The organism is Sinomonas sp. T428B, from assembly GCF_056780155.1.
In genome coordinates this window covers 189,560-205,825 of sequence record NZ_JBRAZR010000001.1, presented here as the reverse complement: position 1 = coordinate 205,825, position 16,266 = coordinate 189,560, and the positions used below count along the sequence as shown (strand labels likewise).

The 16,266-nt window shown below is 69.3% G+C and carries 17 protein-coding genes and 1 tRNA gene; 5 read left to right on the top strand and 13 right to left on the bottom strand.

Annotated elements, in window-relative coordinates; genetic code table 11:
* Positions 1–15 precede the first annotated feature (15 nt).
* From ACUYMY_RS00995 to ACUYMY_RS00955, 9 genes are all read right to left on the bottom strand, one after another.
* Complete coding sequence (locus ACUYMY_RS00995; RefSeq protein WP_481701783.1) at positions 16–801, bottom strand: alpha/beta hydrolase family protein; 786 nt, start codon at positions 799–801, stop codon at positions 16–18.
* The gene (locus tag ACUYMY_RS00990; RefSeq protein ID WP_481701782.1) at positions 798–1,805 is read right to left on the bottom strand and encodes a PaaX family transcriptional regulator; all 1,008 of its coding nucleotides are present in this window, start codon (positions 1,803–1,805) and stop codon (positions 798–800) included. The genes ACUYMY_RS00995 and ACUYMY_RS00990 overlap by 4 nt, the downstream gene beginning before the upstream one ends.
* Before the next feature lie 17 nt (positions 1,806–1,822).
* Complete coding sequence (kynU, locus tag ACUYMY_RS00985) at positions 1,823–3,073, bottom strand: kynureninase (RefSeq protein WP_481701781.1); 1,251 nt, start codon at positions 3,071–3,073, stop codon at positions 1,823–1,825.
* An 18-nt stretch (positions 3,074–3,091) separates the two neighbouring features.
* Positions 3,092–3,958, bottom strand: a complete 867-nt coding sequence (kynA, locus tag ACUYMY_RS00980; protein ID WP_481701780.1) for a tryptophan 2,3-dioxygenase — start codon at positions 3,956–3,958, stop codon at positions 3,092–3,094.
* Between the two features lie 45 nt (positions 3,959–4,003).
* On the bottom strand, positions 4,004–4,216 hold the full coding sequence (locus tag ACUYMY_RS00975) for a hypothetical protein (protein ID WP_481701779.1): 213 nt from the start codon (positions 4,214–4,216) through the stop codon (positions 4,004–4,006).
* A 215-nt stretch (positions 4,217–4,431) separates the two neighbouring features.
* Complete coding sequence (locus tag ACUYMY_RS00970) at positions 4,432–5,196, bottom strand: YoaK family protein (protein WP_481701778.1); 765 nt, start codon at positions 5,194–5,196, stop codon at positions 4,432–4,434.
* Positions 5,197–5,474: 278 nt separating this feature from the next.
* The gene (locus ACUYMY_RS00965) at positions 5,475–6,047 is read right to left on the bottom strand and encodes a flavin reductase family protein (protein WP_481701777.1); all 573 of its coding nucleotides are present in this window, start codon (positions 6,045–6,047) and stop codon (positions 5,475–5,477) included.
* Between the two features lie 2 nt (positions 6,048–6,049).
* Positions 6,050–7,096, bottom strand: a complete 1,047-nt coding sequence (locus ACUYMY_RS00960) for a methionine synthase (RefSeq protein WP_481701776.1) — start codon at positions 7,094–7,096, stop codon at positions 6,050–6,052.
* 20 nt (positions 7,097–7,116) lie between these two features.
* Positions 7,117–8,109, bottom strand: coding sequence for a DUF1852 domain-containing protein (locus ACUYMY_RS00955; RefSeq protein WP_481701775.1), 993 nt, complete (start codon positions 8,107–8,109; stop codon positions 7,117–7,119).
* A 123-nt stretch (positions 8,110–8,232) separates the two neighbouring features.
* Between ACUYMY_RS00955 and ACUYMY_RS00950 the strand changes: the two genes are divergently transcribed.
* Entirely contained in the window at positions 8,233–9,174 is a 942-nt protein-coding gene (locus tag ACUYMY_RS00950; RefSeq protein WP_481701774.1) for a LysR family transcriptional regulator, read from the top strand.
* Positions 9,175–9,516: 342 nt separating this feature from the next.
* On the opposite strand, the gene ACUYMY_RS00945 is transcribed toward ACUYMY_RS00950, so the two are convergent.
* Positions 9,517–10,062: a TetR/AcrR family transcriptional regulator gene (locus ACUYMY_RS00945; protein ID WP_481701773.1), complete on the bottom strand. Its 546-nt coding sequence runs from the start codon at positions 10,060–10,062 to the stop codon at positions 9,517–9,519.
* 73 nt (positions 10,063–10,135) lie between these two features.
* On the opposite strand from ACUYMY_RS00945, the gene ACUYMY_RS00940 reads away from it, so the two are divergent.
* Positions 10,136–11,704: an MFS transporter gene (locus ACUYMY_RS00940; RefSeq protein WP_481701772.1), complete on the top strand. Its 1,569-nt coding sequence runs from the start codon at positions 10,136–10,138 to the stop codon at positions 11,702–11,704.
* Between the two features lie 243 nt (positions 11,705–11,947).
* On the opposite strand, the gene ACUYMY_RS00935 is transcribed toward ACUYMY_RS00940, so the two are convergent.
* The gene (locus ACUYMY_RS00935; protein WP_481701771.1) at positions 11,948–12,328 is read right to left on the bottom strand and encodes a fluoride efflux transporter FluC; all 381 of its coding nucleotides are present in this window, start codon (positions 12,326–12,328) and stop codon (positions 11,948–11,950) included.
* Positions 12,325–13,044 (bottom strand): fluoride efflux transporter FluC, encoded by a 720-nt coding sequence (locus tag ACUYMY_RS00930; RefSeq protein ID WP_481701770.1) that lies wholly within the window; start codon positions 13,042–13,044, stop codon positions 12,325–12,327. The genes ACUYMY_RS00935 and ACUYMY_RS00930 overlap by 4 nt, the downstream gene beginning before the upstream one ends.
* A gap of 63 nt (positions 13,045–13,107) precedes the next feature.
* Between ACUYMY_RS00930 and ACUYMY_RS00925 the strand changes: the two genes are divergently transcribed.
* Positions 13,108–14,616 (top strand): lipase maturation factor family protein, encoded by a 1,509-nt coding sequence (locus tag ACUYMY_RS00925; RefSeq protein WP_481701769.1) that lies wholly within the window; start codon positions 13,108–13,110, stop codon positions 14,614–14,616.
* Positions 14,617–14,666: 50 nt separating this feature from the next.
* Here the strand turns inward: ACUYMY_RS00925 and ACUYMY_RS00920 are convergent.
* Positions 14,667–14,749: transfer RNA gene (locus tag ACUYMY_RS00920), tRNA-Leu, on the bottom strand.
* Between the two features lie 319 nt (positions 14,750–15,068).
* On the opposite strand from ACUYMY_RS00920, the gene ACUYMY_RS00915 reads away from it, so the two are divergent.
* Entirely contained in the window at positions 15,069–15,794 is a 726-nt protein-coding gene (locus ACUYMY_RS00915) for an FhaA domain-containing protein (protein WP_481701768.1), read from the top strand.
* Positions 15,791–16,264, top strand: coding sequence for an FHA domain-containing protein FhaB/FipA (locus ACUYMY_RS00910; RefSeq protein ID WP_481701767.1), 474 nt, complete (start codon positions 15,791–15,793; stop codon positions 16,262–16,264). The genes ACUYMY_RS00915 and ACUYMY_RS00910 overlap by 4 nt, the downstream gene beginning before the upstream one ends.
* Positions 16,265–16,266 lie beyond the last annotated feature (2 nt).

Sequence of the window (16,266 nt, the reverse complement as noted above, 5' to 3'; positions counted from 1 at the left end):
TAGAAACCAGCCGTCCTATCCCCGCTCGGCCGCGATCCGGGCCATCCAGTCCACGACATCGCCCCAGTGGTCCCAGGCCGGGTCGATGACGACGAAGTGGTCCGTCCCCGCGTACACCTCGAGCTGCACGGAGTCCCCCGCCATCTCGGCGGCCGAGGCGTACGCGAGGGAGTGGTCGAGCGGCACGCGGTCGTCGGCGTCGCCCTGGACGACCAGGACGGGCCGGCGCAGTGGGAGCCGCGCTTGGGGGGACGCTGCGGCATAGACCTCCGGCTCGTCCTCGGGCGAGGCGTTGAAGTACCGCTGCGCCGCGTCCTGCCCGAGGCCCTCGCGCCACACCCGCGGCACGTCCGTCACGGGCGCGAGCGCCACGACGGCGTCGACGGCCTCGGCGGTGAGCAGCGCGAGCTGCCCGCCCACCGAGTGCCCGAGGGACACGCGCGGCCCGGCGTGGCCGCGGCCCCACTCGCTCGCGAGCACCCCGGCGATCCCCGCCCGGACGTCCTCCTCGGGGACCGGCCACCGGCCCTCGGCGTCGCGGCGGTACTCGACATTCGCCACGGCCCAACCGCGGGCGGCGAGGTCGGCGGCGATGGGCCGCATGAGGTCGAGCGTGTAGGGCGCCTGCCAGTACCCGCCGTGCACGAGCAGCACGAGGCCCAGGGCCCGGCCCTCCCCCGCGCCGGCTCCCGCAGGGTCCCAGCACTCGACCCACTGGTCCGGATGGCCGCCGTACCTCAGGGCGGGGCGCGGAACGCCGGGAACGTCTGGGCGGATGGCGGCGGCGGGCTGGTCGGTCACTGTGCCTCCTCAGCGGCGGTGATCTCCTCAGGGGTGATCGGCACCGGTGCGACCGGCAGACGCGCGGTCAGCGCGGGGGCGGCACCCGCGGAGGCGAGCACCTCGCGGACGAACTCGGCCGCCGGCCCGGCATGGGCCTCGCGGATCCGGCGGAAGAGGGCGATGCACGCCGGCCCCGGCCAGTCCTCGGGCAGGAGCTCGGGCGGCAGGCCGGGATCCAGATAGGGGATGACCCGCCACGCGTCGATGCACGAGACGTAGGCGGCGAAGCTCTCCGCGGCCCCGGCGCTGCGCGCGGGCACGCCGGACTGGCCCGCGATGAACCCCCGGTGCAGCTCGGCGATCGCCCCGAGGTCCCACCACTGCGCCACCTGTCCGGCCGCGACCGGGCCCGCGGGCAGGCCGCGGGCGGTGAACAGCACGACGTGCTCGGCGAGCCCAAGCCCCGCGACGACCTCCTCGACCTCGCTGCGCAGGAAGTCGGGGCAGATCCACACGCCGGCCTCGACGGTCCCGCAGCCGATCCACGTGAGCTGCTTCCTCAGCTGGTGCCGCGCGTCCCGCATCGCCTCGGGGATGGAGAAGACGATGAGGCACCACTCGCCGTCGGCCGCCATGCTGCGCGGCTCGTGGATGCGCCGGTCGCCGCGGGCGAGCATCGCCTCCGCGCCGGGCGCGAGCGCGAGCCCGGCGACGCCGTCGTGCGCCACGGCCTCGAGGAGGCCGCGCTGCTTGACCCGGCTCAGCGCGGTGCGCGCCTGCGGGACCGGGACGCCGAGGGCGCCGAGCAGGGCGAGGAACGCCTCGGCCGGCATCCAGCCCCCGGCCTCGCGCAGGTACAGGCCCACAACGGTGCGCAGGAGCGAGACCGCGCTGCCGGGGCGCGAGACCATGTCGTCGGCGACGCGGGGCGGGGCGTACGAGGGCGGAGTTTCGGGATGGACGATGTCCACCGGCCCCGTGCTGGCCGCCGACCGCGCGTGGCCGGCGTCGGCAGCGCCCACACCTCGCTGTCGGGCCATCATGCGAGCTCGGTCAGCGCGTCCCGGATCGCCTCGATCCCGGCCCGGACCTCGGCGAAGGACGTGCTCAGCGGCGAGAGCCCCACGCGCAGCCCGTGCGGCGGCCGGAAGTCCGGGATGACGCCGCGCTCCCACAGCGTCGCCGTGACCTCACGGAAGCGCGGGTGGTTGAGCGTGATGTGCGAGCCGCGCACGGCCGAGTCGCGCGGGCTCGCGAACTCGACGCCGAGGGGGGCCAGGAGCTCATCGCTCAGGGCCGCGGCGAACTCGGTGAGCAGGATCGACTTGGCCCGGATCGCGTCCATGCCCGCCTCGGCGATGAGCTCGACCATCGCGGCGAGGGGCTGCATCGCGAGGATCGGCGGGGTGCCGGTGATGAAGCGGCGGATCCCGGCGGCGGGCGTGTAGGACTCGGTCATGCCGAATGGGTCGGCGGCCCCCATCCAGCCCCAGATCGGCTGCTGCAGCCGGTCCTGCAGCCCGCTGCGCACATAGGCGAACGCGGGCGAGCCCGGGCCGCCGTTGAGGTACTTGTACGTGCAGCCGACGGCGAGGTCCACGCCCCACGCGTCGAGCTCGAGCGGCACCGACCCCGCCGAGTGGCACAGGTCCCACACGACGAGCGCGCCGGCACGGTGCACGGCGTCGGTGATCGCGCCGGCGTCGGCGATGTACCCCGAGCGGTAGGCCACGTGGGAGAGGAGGACGACGGCGGTGCTCGCGGAGAGCGCGGCCTCGACGTCCGCGGCGGTCACCCCGGTGTCAGGGTCGGGCTCGATCCAGCGGATCTGGGCGCCGCGCTCGGCGGCGACGCCCTCGACGAGGAAGCGGTCGGTGGGGAAGTTCTCCCGGTCGATCACGATCTCGTTCCGGGCGGGGTCCTGCGCCATCTGGGCGTCGAGGGCCGCGCGGACGAGCTTGTAGATCAGGACCGACGTCGAGTCGGCCACGATGGTCTGCCCCGGGCCCGCGCCGAGCACGGCCTCGGCGAGCCGGTCGCCGAGCGCCACGGGCAGGTCCATCCACTGCTCGTCCCAGGCCCGGATGAGGCGCTGGCCCCACGGGCCGGCGGCGAAATCCGTGAGCCGGGCGCCGACGTCGGCGAGAGGCCGGCCGAGGGAGTTGCCGTCGAGGTACGCGACGACCGGGCCGCCGTGGTCCTCGTCGGGCACGAGGAAGCGGTCGCGGAACGCGGCCAGCGGGTCGGCGGCGTCGAGGGCCGCGGCGTCGAGGGTCACTTGCTGCGTCATGTCAGCGTCCTCTCGGGCTCAGGAGCCGATCGCCGTGCGGACGGCGTAGAGCTCGGGGAAGAAGGTCAGGTCGAGGGCGCGCTTGAGGAAGTCGACGCCGGAGGAGCCACCGGTGCCGCGCTTGAAGCCGATGGTCCGCTGGACGGTGCGCAGGTGGCGGAACCGCCAGGCCTGGAAGTTGTCCTCGAGGTCCACGAGGTCCTCGCACGCCTCGTAGAGGCCCCACGGCGTCGCGTCCTCCTCGTAGATGCGCTGGAACACGGGCACGAGGTCCTCGCGGAGCGTCCACGGCTGGGTGACGTCGCGGGTGAGGATGTCCTCAGGGACGGCATAGCCGGCGCGAGCGACGAGGCGCAGGAACGCGTCGTAGACCGTCGGCTCCTCGAGGATCCGGGCCAGGAGGGCATGGGCCTCGGGCTCGCTCGAGAACACCTCGAGCATCCGGGCGTGCTTGTTGCCCAGCACGAACTCGATCGCGCGGTACTGGTACGACTGGAAGCCCGAGGAGTTGCCGAGCGCCCCGCGGAACTGCGCGTACTCGCGAGGGGTCAGCGTGCCGAGGATGGACCACTGCTCGGTGAGCGTGCGCTGGATGGCCTTGACCCGGGCGAGGCACTTGAGGGCCTTGCCGAGGTCGTCGGCGTCCATGAGCCGGCGGGCCTCGAGCAGCTCGTGCAGAACGAGCTTGAGCCAGAGCTCGCTCGTCTGGTGCTGGACGATGAAGAGCAGCTCGTCGTGGTGCTCGGGGCTGCTCTGCGGGTGCTGCGCGTGCAAGATCGCGTCGAGGTCGAGGTAGCGGCCGTATGACATGGCGCCGCGGAAGTCCGTGCGGACGCCCTCTTCGATCGTGCGGACGCCGGCCTGCGGGGTTGCCGTCTGGGTCATGCCGTCAACGATATCACTGGCATGACGAGCGTCAAGAGCGTGAAATCAGGTTCTCGTTCCCGTGGACCCGGCCACAGCACGCACGAGCGGATCGCGCCACGCTGCCGCGACGGCGTCGAACGCCTCAGCGGAGATCCCCCGGAGCATGGGGGCGTCCAGCCAATGCATCCGGTCGCCGAAGAGGAAGGGGACGTCGAGGCAATAGGCCGCCCCGGCGCCGTCCACCCCCGCCTCCACGTCGAGGCGGGACACATGCACGGCGATGCCAACGGAGCGCAGCTCGGCAGCGAGCTCCCGGGCGGCCGAGGCGAACTGGTGCTCGGTCGTCCGCAGTCATCCGCTCCCACGCGCTCCCGGAGACCGGACGGTCACCAGGCTCGGCGAAGTGGGCGGCGCGGAACCCGTCGGCCACGGAATCGGGCAGCCCAGCAAGCGGAGGCGCCGAAGAGGCAAAGAACGGGTGGCCTCCACCATCAGGTAGATAGACGGGAACGATGAATCCGGGCTCCCCATTGCCCCAGCAATCCCACAACAACTATCAGGGCTCCGGAAACGATCAAAGCAGGGCCGGCTCCGGCGCCGGCAAGCAGCGCGCCAAGAGCCGCCCCAAGAAGAAGCACAACAATCGCAGCACTTCTCCTGTTCAGCAATCCCTTGTGCCCCGTTACGAGGAAAAGCTCACCCGACAACGCGGTTAAGGTGGAGGTGACGACCACGGTCGTCATTTCCCGGACCGCGAGCTTTCGGGCTACACATGCCTGAATTCCCATAGCAACTGCCGCCAATGAAGAGATGATCACTCGGGCGTCGGTGGTGAGGTTATTATCGACCAGGGAGGCTAGGGTCCCGACGGAGCAAAGAAGGAACCCTGCGACAAGCAGCAGCACCGTGATTGGCAGGCGCCATTCCGCAGATCGTTTTCTCAGTACCAGCCCGGTCACCGCGGCGCCGATTGAGAAACACACCATCGCTGTCAGAGGACCTAGCACTGGAAGGCCATCTGCTCCCGCCATGGCCATGCCCAGTATCACCACGTTCCCCGTCATGTTTCCGATGAAGACGTGGTCAAGGGCGAGATAACCGACTGCATCGACGATCCCCGTCCCAAAAGTCAGGACCATTAGGAGCCCAAGCAACTGCACATTCCAGCGCTTCTCGGCCAGGACCTGTGCTTCGTCTGCTTGATTACCAAGTCCGGCACTGGGTGCGGCAGATAGGGCATGCGGGGATGTGGTCATTTTTGAATCTCCTGAATGATTCTGAAGGGCTACAGCCTGGCGGGAGGTGTGACCGTCGTTAATTTTCCAAAGAACTCTGGACAATTACGCCGTTATAACGCTTTCGGTGGGAGCTTCTCGAGGGCGAACCGAAGTGTCGCATGCGTGTAGAACAGGGCTGCGTCCGAGCCATTCAGGAAGTCGACGGACGCTCCGATGTTAACGAGGACGACGGTGGGAGTTGTGCTCCCGCCGTCGTGAGCCGTTCGGCTTGCTGCCTGGCATTTTTGGCGCGGCGCTCAGCCTTCAAGCTTGGAATCTTCGCCCAGACGGTGCCATGAACGGTTGTGGTAGACCAGCGCGTCGCCGGGTTCGCCCGCTTGGACGTCACGCATCACGCGGGACTCCAGGGCGTGAACGGCGATGATTGTGGAGGTCCCCACCTCCATGCGATCGATGACGGCGCAGCGCACCCAGGCGCGGACATCGTCATACACCGCTTCGCCGGTTGCAAGCTGCGACCAGCGGTGCGTCTGGTCAAAGCGGTCGGCGCCTGGGGTCGCTCCAAACTTAGCCAAGTCGACGTCGTGCGCGTCCAGCAGGTGCACGACGACGGTTTCGGCCCGCGAAAGCACCTCGGACGCAGAAGACAATGCCGAGACCGAGAAAATCAGCAACGGAGGTTCCGCACTCACAGACACGACCGACGATACCGTCAGTGCCACCGGTCCTTCTCCGGCATCCGCCGTGATGACGGCGACACCTCCCGGATGGCCACGGAACAGTGCTTTGAATTCGTCGGCCGAGAGGGAGGATGGGAAGCTTCGCTTCGGAGCCTCGAGCCAAGTCTCTGCGGGGTAGGCGTGAAACATCGTTATGACACCGCGGGTGCGGAGCGGTCGAGTTCCTCGCGAACGATGTCTGTCCCTGCGCTGAGAGCACTCAGCTTGGCCAGTGCGACGTCCCGGGGGAACGGTGCCATGCCGCAGTTGGAGCTGGGGATGAGCTTGTCCGCATCCACGAACTGCAGGGCCTTGCGGAGGGTGTCGGCGACCTCCTCCGGCGTCTCGATGGCCTCGCTTGCGACGTCGATTGCCCCGAGCATGACTTTCTTGCCGCGGAGGAGCTCGATGAGGTCCATAGGCACGTGGGAGTTCTGGCATTCCAGCGAGATGATATCGATGCTGGAGCTCTGCAGCAGCGGGAACGATTCCTCGTACTGCCGCCACTGTAAGCCGAGCGTCGCCTTCCAGTCAGTATTCGCCTTGATCCCGTAGCCGTAGCAGATATGCACGGCGGTCTCCACACGCAGTCCTTCTGCCGCTCTCTCGAGCGCGGCCACGCCCCAGTCCTTGACCTCATCGAGGAAGACATTGAACGCGGGCTCGTCGAACTGGATGATGTCCACGCCGGCCGCCTCGAGTTCTTTCGCCTCTTGGTTGAGGATCGTGGCGAACTCCCAGGCCAGCTTCTCGCGGCTCTTGTAGTGGTCATCGTAAAGCGTGTCCACCATCGTCATGGGACCGGGAAGAGTCCATTTGATCGGCTTGTCGGTGGTTGCGCGGAGGAACTTTGCGTCTTCGACGAATACTGGCCGCTCGCGGCGCACCGGTCCGACGACGGTCGGTACGCTCGCGTCGTAGCGGTCGCGGATGCGCACGGTCTTGCGCTGTTCAAAGTCGACGCCGCTGAGATGCTCGATGAAGGTCGTGACGAAGTGCTGGCGGGTTTGCTCGCCGTCGCTGACGATGTCGATGCCGCGTCGGCTCTGCTCGTGGATGGCGATGCGCAGCGCGTCCTGCTTGCCCTCGAGCAGCGTATCTCCCTCCAGCTTCCACGGGGACCAAAGAGTCTCCGGCTGTGCGAGCCACGATGGTTTCGGCAGGCTTCCGACAACGGTGGTGGGCAAAAGTGTGTTCATGATTGGCGATTCTCCGTGGGTCAGTTGACGAGAGCGGGGTAGTTGGCAGTCCACTGGTCCAACAGATCCTTGTGGGGCGTGATGAAGTGCTCCTCCGTGTACTTCGCCTGCATGACCGCGAGCTGACTACGTTCCACGCGGTCGTAAGCGATCTGGGTCCGCGAGTAATCCTGCTCTCCCAGGCTCGGCTGGTAGACGGCGGCGGCGGCGGAGTTCGCGTTGTAGATCTCCGGGCGGTAGATCTTCTGGAACGTCTCCATGGTGCTGATCGTGCCGATGAGCTGCAGGTTGGAGTAGTCGTTGAGCAGGTCGCCGCGGAAATAGAAGGCGAGCGGCGCAACGCTGCCGCGTGGCATGAAGTAGCGAACCTGCAACCCCATCTTTGCGAAGTACGCGTCCGTCAGCGAGAACTCGTCCTGCTGGTACTCGACGCCCAGGACAGGGTGATGGTTCCCGGTTCGCCGGTACGTCTTGCTCGTGGAGACGCTGATGCAGACCACTGGCGGCTGCGGGAAACGTTCCTGGCCTTCCGGGGAGTTGAGGAAGTGCTGGAACAGTTTGCCGTGAAGATCGCCGAAGTCCTCGGGAACGGTGGGCTTGCCTGAGTCCGCTGCTGCCGCTGGCAGTACGACGCTGAAGTCGAAGTCGCGGACGTAGGAGGAGAAGTTGTTCCCTACGATCCCCTGGTGGCGGACCCCGTTGTGCAGGTCGACGATCTGGATGTCGAGAACCTCGAACAGCGGGAACCGCTGATCCGTGCCTTCCGTCGTGAACTGTATCTGCACGGAGACGATCTCAAGCTCGACGGTATAGCGGTCCCGGTTAGGGTTGTCCCAGTCTGCGAGATCGTTGAAGCGGCGCCGCATCATGGTCAAGGCGTTGCGGAGATTCTCCTGACGGTGCTCGCCGCGCGCGAGGTTGGCGAAGTTCGTCGTAATCCGGGAGTCTGCCGACGGGGTGTAGTCCTCATCGAAGCGGGTGGTGGTGATGCTGAAGGTGAAGTCGTCTGCCATGCGCTGCCAATCTATCGATGATGGGCCGGAGACGGCCTTCCAGAAGAGGATGCATCCATGGTGCAACCCTTCCGGAGGTATCGGGTAACTAGGCGTCACTATGTATTCATATAGACTTTGCCTATGCCACAGCTTTCGAGCGGTCTGACCCTGCAGCAGCTCCGCTACTTCATAGAAGTTGCAGCTGAGGGATCGATCTCCGCGGCTGCCGATCTTCTCTACGTAGCGCAGCCGACAATGTCCGCAGCGATGAAGGACCTTGAGGCCCGGGTGGGCCGTGCGCTCCTGGTTCGCTCCGCCCGCGGGGTCACCCTCACCGCCGACGGGGCAGAGTTCCTCGGCTATGCAAGGCAGGTCGTCGAGCAGTTCGCTCTCCTCGAGCAGCGCTACCTTGGCAGGCCACCGACGCGACGTCTGCTCGGGGTGTCTACGCAGCACTACTCGTTCGCGGTGGACGCCTTCGTCCGGATGGTCAAGGCCGCTGAGGTAGCCGAATACGAGTTCTCGCTGCGTGAGTCCCGCACCTGGGACATCATCGAGGATGTCCGGACGCTCCGCAGCGAGATAGGCATCCTCTACCGGAACGATTTCAACCGGAAGGTCATCGACAAGCTGCTCCGGGATTCCGGGCTCGCGTTCACTCCGCTTTTCCTCGCCGATCCACACATTTTCATTTCACGGAACAACCCGCTCGCCTCAAAAGAGCGTGCCACTCTCGCCGATCTTGCCGGCCTGCCGCGGCTAACCTTCGATCAAGGTGCGAACAACTCTTTTTACTTCGCCGAGGAGATTCTCTCCACGTTGTCCAGTAAGCAGGAGATCCGGGTCTCAGACCGTGCGACGATCTTCAATCTCATGATCGGGCTCCACGGCTACACGATCTCGACGGGCATCATCAGCGGGCAGCTCGACCCGGAGATCGTCGCCATCCCGCTCGACGTTGATGAACGCATCGAGATCGGCTGGATCGGCCACGCCGTGATTCCGCTTACCGACCAAGCGCAGCGCTACCTGAGGGAATTGCGGGCCGTCGTCGCTGAGTTCGGCGTAGCGCTACTCGACTGACTGCAGTTGAGCGGGCGGTCTTTACCCCTTCGGTGATTGGACGTGTTGTTGCAGCCGTGCGGGTTCCTGGTATCGAACATGCCCGTCGCCGTCGTTGGCATGGCCGGGGCGGACGCCAGCGAGGAAACCGGCCTGTTCCAGGTGGTGACGCTGCTCGTCTTGTAGTGCTCGGAGAGCGCCGTCAGCTGCAGCTTGGCGCCTGGAGCCCAGCGTCCGGCGAGGATGTCTTTGCGCAGGGCACCGCGGAGATGCTTAGAGAGCGTCTCCGCCTCGGTTCGCTTGGCCATGATCGAAATTCCATCAATGGGCCCATAAAGCACAGAGGGTCACTAAATATACAGTTCAGGACGTAGCCCACCGCAGCCGGTCGATGACGCCGAGCAGCTCCTCGAGGCTTGTGCCGAAGGACTTCTCGGGCCAGGCCCCGGCGAGGGACGAGTAGTGGTAGAGCCCCTCGCCCATGAGCATGACGGCGGTCGCGAGCGCGGGATCCTCGATCTCGGCCCGGATGAGGGCGAGCCACGCGGCGTCGAGCTCCTCGAGGGCGGCGAGCGCGCCGGCGTGCCCGGCCTGGGCGAGCCGGACCGCGGCGACGAAGAACGCGTCCATGTCGGTTCCCGAGTTCACGGACGTCCTCACAAAGTACTTCGACGGCCCCTCGGGCGCCTCCGCCATCTGCCGCCGGTCCTCGGCCGCCGCGGCGCGGAGGGCGTCGAGGAGCGCCTCGGCGAGCGCGTCCTTGCTCTTGAAGTGGTAGAGCAGCCCGCCCTTGGAGACGCCGGCCCTCGCGGCGACGGCGTCCATGGTCGCCGCTCGCTCGCCGTCGCTCACCACGAGGTCGCGGTAGGCAGCCAGGAGGGCGTCGCGGGCCTTGGGAGGTCTGGGCATACGGCCACTCTACGTCGCGTTGTATCTATACCGTCCAGCCGGTACAGTTAACGCGAACCCCCAAGGAGCAGCCATGACCCAGACAGCACCCCGCGGCACCGCACCCCAGGCCACGGCGAGCCGGCAGCGCACGGCGACGCCCGCCGTCGTCCGTCCCGCCGGCGCAGGTGCTGCCCGCCGCTGGCTCGCGCTCACGGCGCTCATGTTCCCGGTGTTGCTCATCGCCGTCGACAACACGGTGCTGAGCCTCGCCGTCCCCTCGATCACGCTCGCGCTCTCCCCGAGCGCGACGGAGGTCCTGTGGATCATCGACATCTACTCGCTCGTGCTCGCGGGCCTGCTCGTGCCGATGGGCTCGATCGGCGACAGGATCGGCCGGCGCCGCATCCTCCTCATCGGCGCGACCGGCTTCGCCGCCGTCTCCGCCGCCGCGGCGTTCGCCACGAGCCCCGCGCAGCTCATCGGCGCGCGCGCGCTCATCGGCGTGTTCGGCTCGATGATCATGCCCGCGACGCTCTCGCTCATCCGGAACATCTTCGAGGACGCCCGCGAGCGCCGCCTCGCCGTCGCGATCTGGGCCGCCGTCTTCGCCGGCGGCGCGGCGTTCGGGCCGCTCGTGGGCGGGGCCCTGCTCTCGCAGTTCGCATGGGGGTCGGTGTTCCTGATCGCCGTGCCGATGCTCGTCCCGGCCCTGCTCCTCGCCCCCGTGCTCGTGCCCGAGTCCCGGGACCCCGCGCCGTCGCCCGTCGACCCGGCGAGCATCGCGCTCGTGGTCGGCGCCGCCGTCGGCGTCGTGTACGGGATCAAGGAGCTCGCGCACGACGGCGGGGCCTCCGCCGCTGCCGTCCTCGCCGCGGGCGCGGGGCTGGGCTGGGCGTTCGTGCACCGGCAGCTGCGGCGCGAGCGGCCCATGCTCGACCTGCGGCTGTTCCGCATCCCGGCGTTCGGCGCGGGGCTGCTCGCGAACCTCTTCAGCATCTTCTCGCTCGTGGGGTTCCTGTACTTCCTCTCGCAGCACCTCCAGCTCGTGGCCGGGAAGGCGCCGTTCGAGGCGGGCCTGCTCATGCTCCCCGGCCTGGCCCTGACCGTCGCGACGGGGCTCGCGGCAGTGCGGCTCGCGGCGCGGTTCCCGGCCCGGTCGGTCATGGTCGCGGGGCTGCTCCTGAACGCGTCCGGCTACGGGGTCGTGCTCGCCTTCGGGCGGGACGGGTCGATGCCGGCGCTCCTGGCGGCGTTCGCCGTCGTCGGGGCGGGGGTAGGCCTCGCCGAGACCCTCTCGAACGACCTCATCCTCGCCTCCGTCCCGCCCGCCAATGCCGGCGCCGCCTCGGCGATCTCGGAGACGGCGTACGAGCTCGGGGCCGTCCTCGGAACGGCCGTGCTCGGCAGCATCCTCGGCGCGGCGTACCGGCTCGGGGTCGAGGTCCCGGCCGGGCTCCCCGCCGAGGCCGCGGACGACGCGCGGGAGACCCTCGGCGGCGCCGTCGAGGCCGCGCGGCTCCTGCCGGCCGACGCCGCCAGGCAGCTCCTCGGCTCGGCGCACCGGGCCTTCGACTCGGGGATCACGTATACGGCCGCGATCGGGGCCGCGCTCATGGTGGGCGCCGCCGCCGTCGTGCTCCGCGCCCTCCGCCGCCGTTAGCCCGACGCGGGGTCACCTCCCTACGTTGCGGGGTCACGTCCCAGCGTTGCGGGGTCACGTCCCTACGATGCGGGGTCACGTCCCTAGGATGCGGGGTCGATGACAGGACATTGACCAGCCATCTCAGGGAGGTGAGCCCGGATCCTTGAGACGTGACCCCGCAACGTTGGAAAGTGACCCCGGATCCTTGAGACGTGACCCCGCAACGTTGAGAGGTGACCCCGCATCGCAGGGTGGTTCGCCTCAGGTGGGGGCGCCGGCCAGGGCGAGGCCCACCAGTGCCGCGGCGAGGCTCGCCGCGAGGGTGCCCAGGCCGTTGACGGCGGCGGCGCCCCACCTCCCGCTCAGCGCGAGGCTCACGCTCTGGTAGCTCGCGGTCGAGAAAGTCGTGTAGCCGCCGAGGAACCCCGTGCCGAGCACGGCCTGGACCGCCGGGTCGGCGACGCCTCCCAGGACGAGCCCCGCGACGAGCCCGAGCAGGAGCGACCCCGTGACGTTGATGCCGATCGTCGCGAGCGGCAGGGGCGTCCGGACGCGGGCGCTCACGGCGGTGTCGAGCATGTACCGCACGACCGCGCCCACTCCCCCCGCCGCTCCAAGCAGCAGCACCTCGGCCGGGCTCATCGTAGGCCTCCATCCGGAGGCGGCTTCGGAACGGACGACGGCGCCGGGCCGGGAAGAGTGCCCCCCGTTTCGGAATCTGCCCCGTCCCGTGGCATGGGGCGATGACCGAAACCCGGGGCACTGTCCGGCGCCGGGCCGGCGCCATGCGGGTGGACCGCGGCCCGGGCCTCGGCCGCGAGGCCGCGCCGGTCCCCGCGGTGCAGCCACGCGGCCCCCGCGATGCCCGCCAGCGTCGCGGCGGCGCCCCCGAGGACCGTCGCGGCAAGGTACCCCGCCGCCTCGGCCGCCCGCCCGTCGAGCAGGAGCCGCGCCCCGTCGAGCGCGAAGGCCGAGTAGGTCGTGAAGCCGCCCAGGAAGCCGGTGCCCACGCCGAGGCGCACGAGCCGCCGCGCCCCGGCGTCGGGCCCCCGCCGCGCGAGCGACTCCAGCAGCGCGCCCAGCGCGAGGGCCCCGGCGAGGTTGATGAGCAGCGTCGCCAGGGGCCAGCCGCCCGGCGCGGGGAGGGCCTCGCCGAGGGCCCAGCGGCACAGCGTCCCGGCCGCCCCGCCCGCGAACACGAAGGCCAGGACGCCCGCCCCCGCCGCCCGGGCACCCCGCGCGGGCGGGGGGAGGCGCGACGGCGCGTGCGACCCCGGCGGCGCGGCGCCGCCGTCGTGCGCGGTCCCGGCATCACGGGGGGACCGCTCGTCGCGGGGTCGGGGCTGGGAGTCTGTCACGGCGGATCGAGCGTATCGGGTCCGGCCCTGCTTATGCATCGGCGGGACGGGTAGCGATGAGGCGTGGAATGGACCGGCTGGTTGGCCGAGGCCTTCAGGGCGTGGTTCGCCGCCGAGGACTACGAGATCGCGCGGACCGTCCTCCAGCGCGGGGTCGCGGCGCTGTTCTTCGTCGCGTTCCTCTCCTCGCTCAACCAGTTCCCGGCGCTGCTGGGCGAGCGGGGGCTCCTCCCGGTGCCGGAGTACGTGCAGGGCTTCCACCGCCTGCACCGGCCGAGCCTCTTCCGCTTCCGATACTCGGACGCGCTGTTCCGCGGGGTGTGCGCCGCGGGACTCGTCATTTCGGCGCTCCTCGTGCTGGGCCTGCCGCAGCTGGGCCCGTGGTGGGTCCCGCTCGTGGCGTTCCTGGCGCTGTGGGGGCTGTACATGTCGATCGTGAACGTGGGGCAGACGTTCTACGGCTTCGGCTGGGAGATGCTCCTGCTCGAGGCCGGGTTCACGGTCGCGTTCCTCGGCTCGGACCAGGTGCCGCCGCCGGCGCCGATCCTGATCCTGCTCGTGTGGCTCGTGTTCCGGCTCGAGTTCGGCGCGGGCATGATCAAGATCCGCGGCGGCCAGGAGTGGCGCGACCTCACGGCGCTGTACTACCACCACGAGACCCAGCCCATGCCCGGCCCGCTGAGCCGCCAGTTCCACCTCCTGCCGAAGTGGATGCACCGGGCCGAGGTCGTGGGGAACCACTTCGCGCAGCTCGTCGTCCCGTTCCTCCTCTTCTTCCCGCAGCCCGTCGGCACGGCCGCGGCGGCGGTCGTGATCGGGACGCAGCTGTGGCTCGTGGCCTCGGGGAACTTCGCGTGGCTCAACTGGTCCGCGATCGTGCTCGCGTTCGCAGCCGTGAGCGACCGGGTCGTGCACGCCGTTTTCCCGTTCATCCCAGAGGACCTCTCGCCCGCCGTCGGACAGTGGCGGACGACGGCGTGGCCCGCCGAGGGCGACATCGTCGCCTGGGCGGGGGTCGCCGTCGTGCTCGCGGCGTCCGTGCTGCTCGTGGTGCTCTCGTGGTGGCCCGCGAAGAACCTCGTCTCGAGGAACCAGCTCATGAACGCGGCCTTCAACCGCTGGCAGCTCGTGAACACCTATGGGGCCTTCGGGTCGGTGACGAAGAACCGGATCGAGATCGTGGTCGAGGGCACGCTCGACGAGGTGCCCGCCGAGGACGCCGAGTGGCGCGAGTACCGCTTCCGCGGCAAGCCCGGCGAGCCCCGCCGGATCCCGCGGCAGTGGGCGCCGTACCACCTGCGGCTCGACTGGCTCATGTGGTTCCTGCCCCTGCGCACCGTGCACGAGGAGTGGTTCTACGAGTTCCTCGTGAAGCTCCTGCAGGCGGACCGGGCGACCCTCAAGCTCCTCCGCAAGGACCCGTTCGACGGCGAGCGGCCGCGGTGGGTGCGGGCCCGTGCTGCCCTGTACGAGTTCTCGACGCGCGAGGAGTTCCGGGCCACGCGCGAGCGCTGGGTCATCACGCCCCTGCGCGAGGTCATCCGGCCGATCGCGCTCAAAGATGTTGGGTGACGTGGGGTAACGCGAAAGGGCCCCGGTTGTGAAAACCGGGGCCCTGCCTGTGCGCGAGGCGGGATTTGAACCCGCACGCCCTTTCGGACACTGGCACCTGAAGCCAGCGCGTCTGCCGTTCCGCCACTCGCGCGTGGCACTCCCGCAGTCCGCACGAATCCCTTGCGAGGCCCGTGGGTGCGAAAGCAGCGAGAACCAGCATAGCCGAGCCCTCAGCCGATTGCGAAATCGGCGCGGGCCGCGAGAAACCCGTCTCCCGCGCGGGCACTGGGCCCCGGCATCCATCGTTACCGGGACGGTACAGGCGCATTCGGCTCTGACCCAGACGCTCCGACTACTATCGTCACAGGACTGCGCACGGCCACGGCGGCCCGCGCGGACGCTGAATCACGTCTACAGGCACGAACGAGCAACGCGTGGGAACGCGAAAGACAACGCCGAGAGGAGGGGCCATGGGACTGCTCGACAGGCTCGAGCGCGGCATCGAGAAGGCCGTCCACGGTGTCTTCTCCACCGGCTCCAAGGGCCAGGTCCAGCCCGTCGAGATTGCGAGCCGGCTGCGCCGCGAGATGGACCACAAGGCCTTCGCCATCAGCCAGGGCCGCACGCTGGCCCCCAACGTCTTCGAGGCGCACCTCTCGGATGCCGACTTCGAGCGGGCCCGCGAGTGGGGCGAGTCCCTCGCCGAGGAACTGTGCGACGTCGCGGTCAAGCACGCCCGCTCCCAGGGCTACACCCTCCAGGGCCCCGTGCGGTTCTCCTTCCGGAACGACTCCGCCCTGCGCGCCGGCGAGTTCGAGGTCGCCTCGCGCACCGAGAAGGGCGAGGTCCGCCGCCCGTCCGCGCCGCCGGCGCCGAGCCGGGCGCCCGTCCGGCTGACCCCGGTCCTCGAGATCGAGGGGCAGCGCTACTCCCTCAATTCCGAGTCGGTCGTCCTCGGACGTTCGTCCGAGGCGGACATCGTCGTGGACGACACGGGTGTCTCCCGCCGCCACCTCGAGATCCGCGTCGAGGGCGGGGAGGCCCGCGCCGTCGACCTCGGCTCGACCAACGGCAGCTTCGTCAATGGGCAGCGCGTCCAGGGCAGCGCCGAACTCCGGGACGGCTCGACCATCAGCATGGGCCGCACCAAGATCGTCTTCCGCATGCTTCCGGCACCCCGGGGAGGAACCGCGTGAACGAGCTGACGCTCACCGCCCTGCGGCTGGGCTTCCTTCTGCTGCTGTGGCTTCTGGTCTTCAGCGTGGTCGGCGCCATGCGCCGCGACCTCGCGATCGGGCGCCGCAACAAGACCGGCGCCCCGAGCGCGCGGGAGATCCGCCGCAATCCCGAGCTCGCCGAGCCCCCGGCGCGGCAGCAGGCCCGCCAGCTCATCGTCGTCGAGGGCCCCCTTGCCGGCACGATGATGCAGCTCGCCGACAGTCCGATCCTCCTCGGCCGCGCGCAGGAGGCCACGCTCGTCCTCGAGGACGACTACGCCTCGGGCCGCCACGCGCGCCTGTTCCCGCAGGGCAGCCGGTGGTTCATCGAGGACCTCGGCTCGACGAACGGCACCTACCTCGCCGACCAGCAGCTCACCCGCGCCCAGCCGGTCGACCTGGGCGTCCCGATCCGCATCGGCAAGACCGTAATCGAGCTGAGGCCCTGATT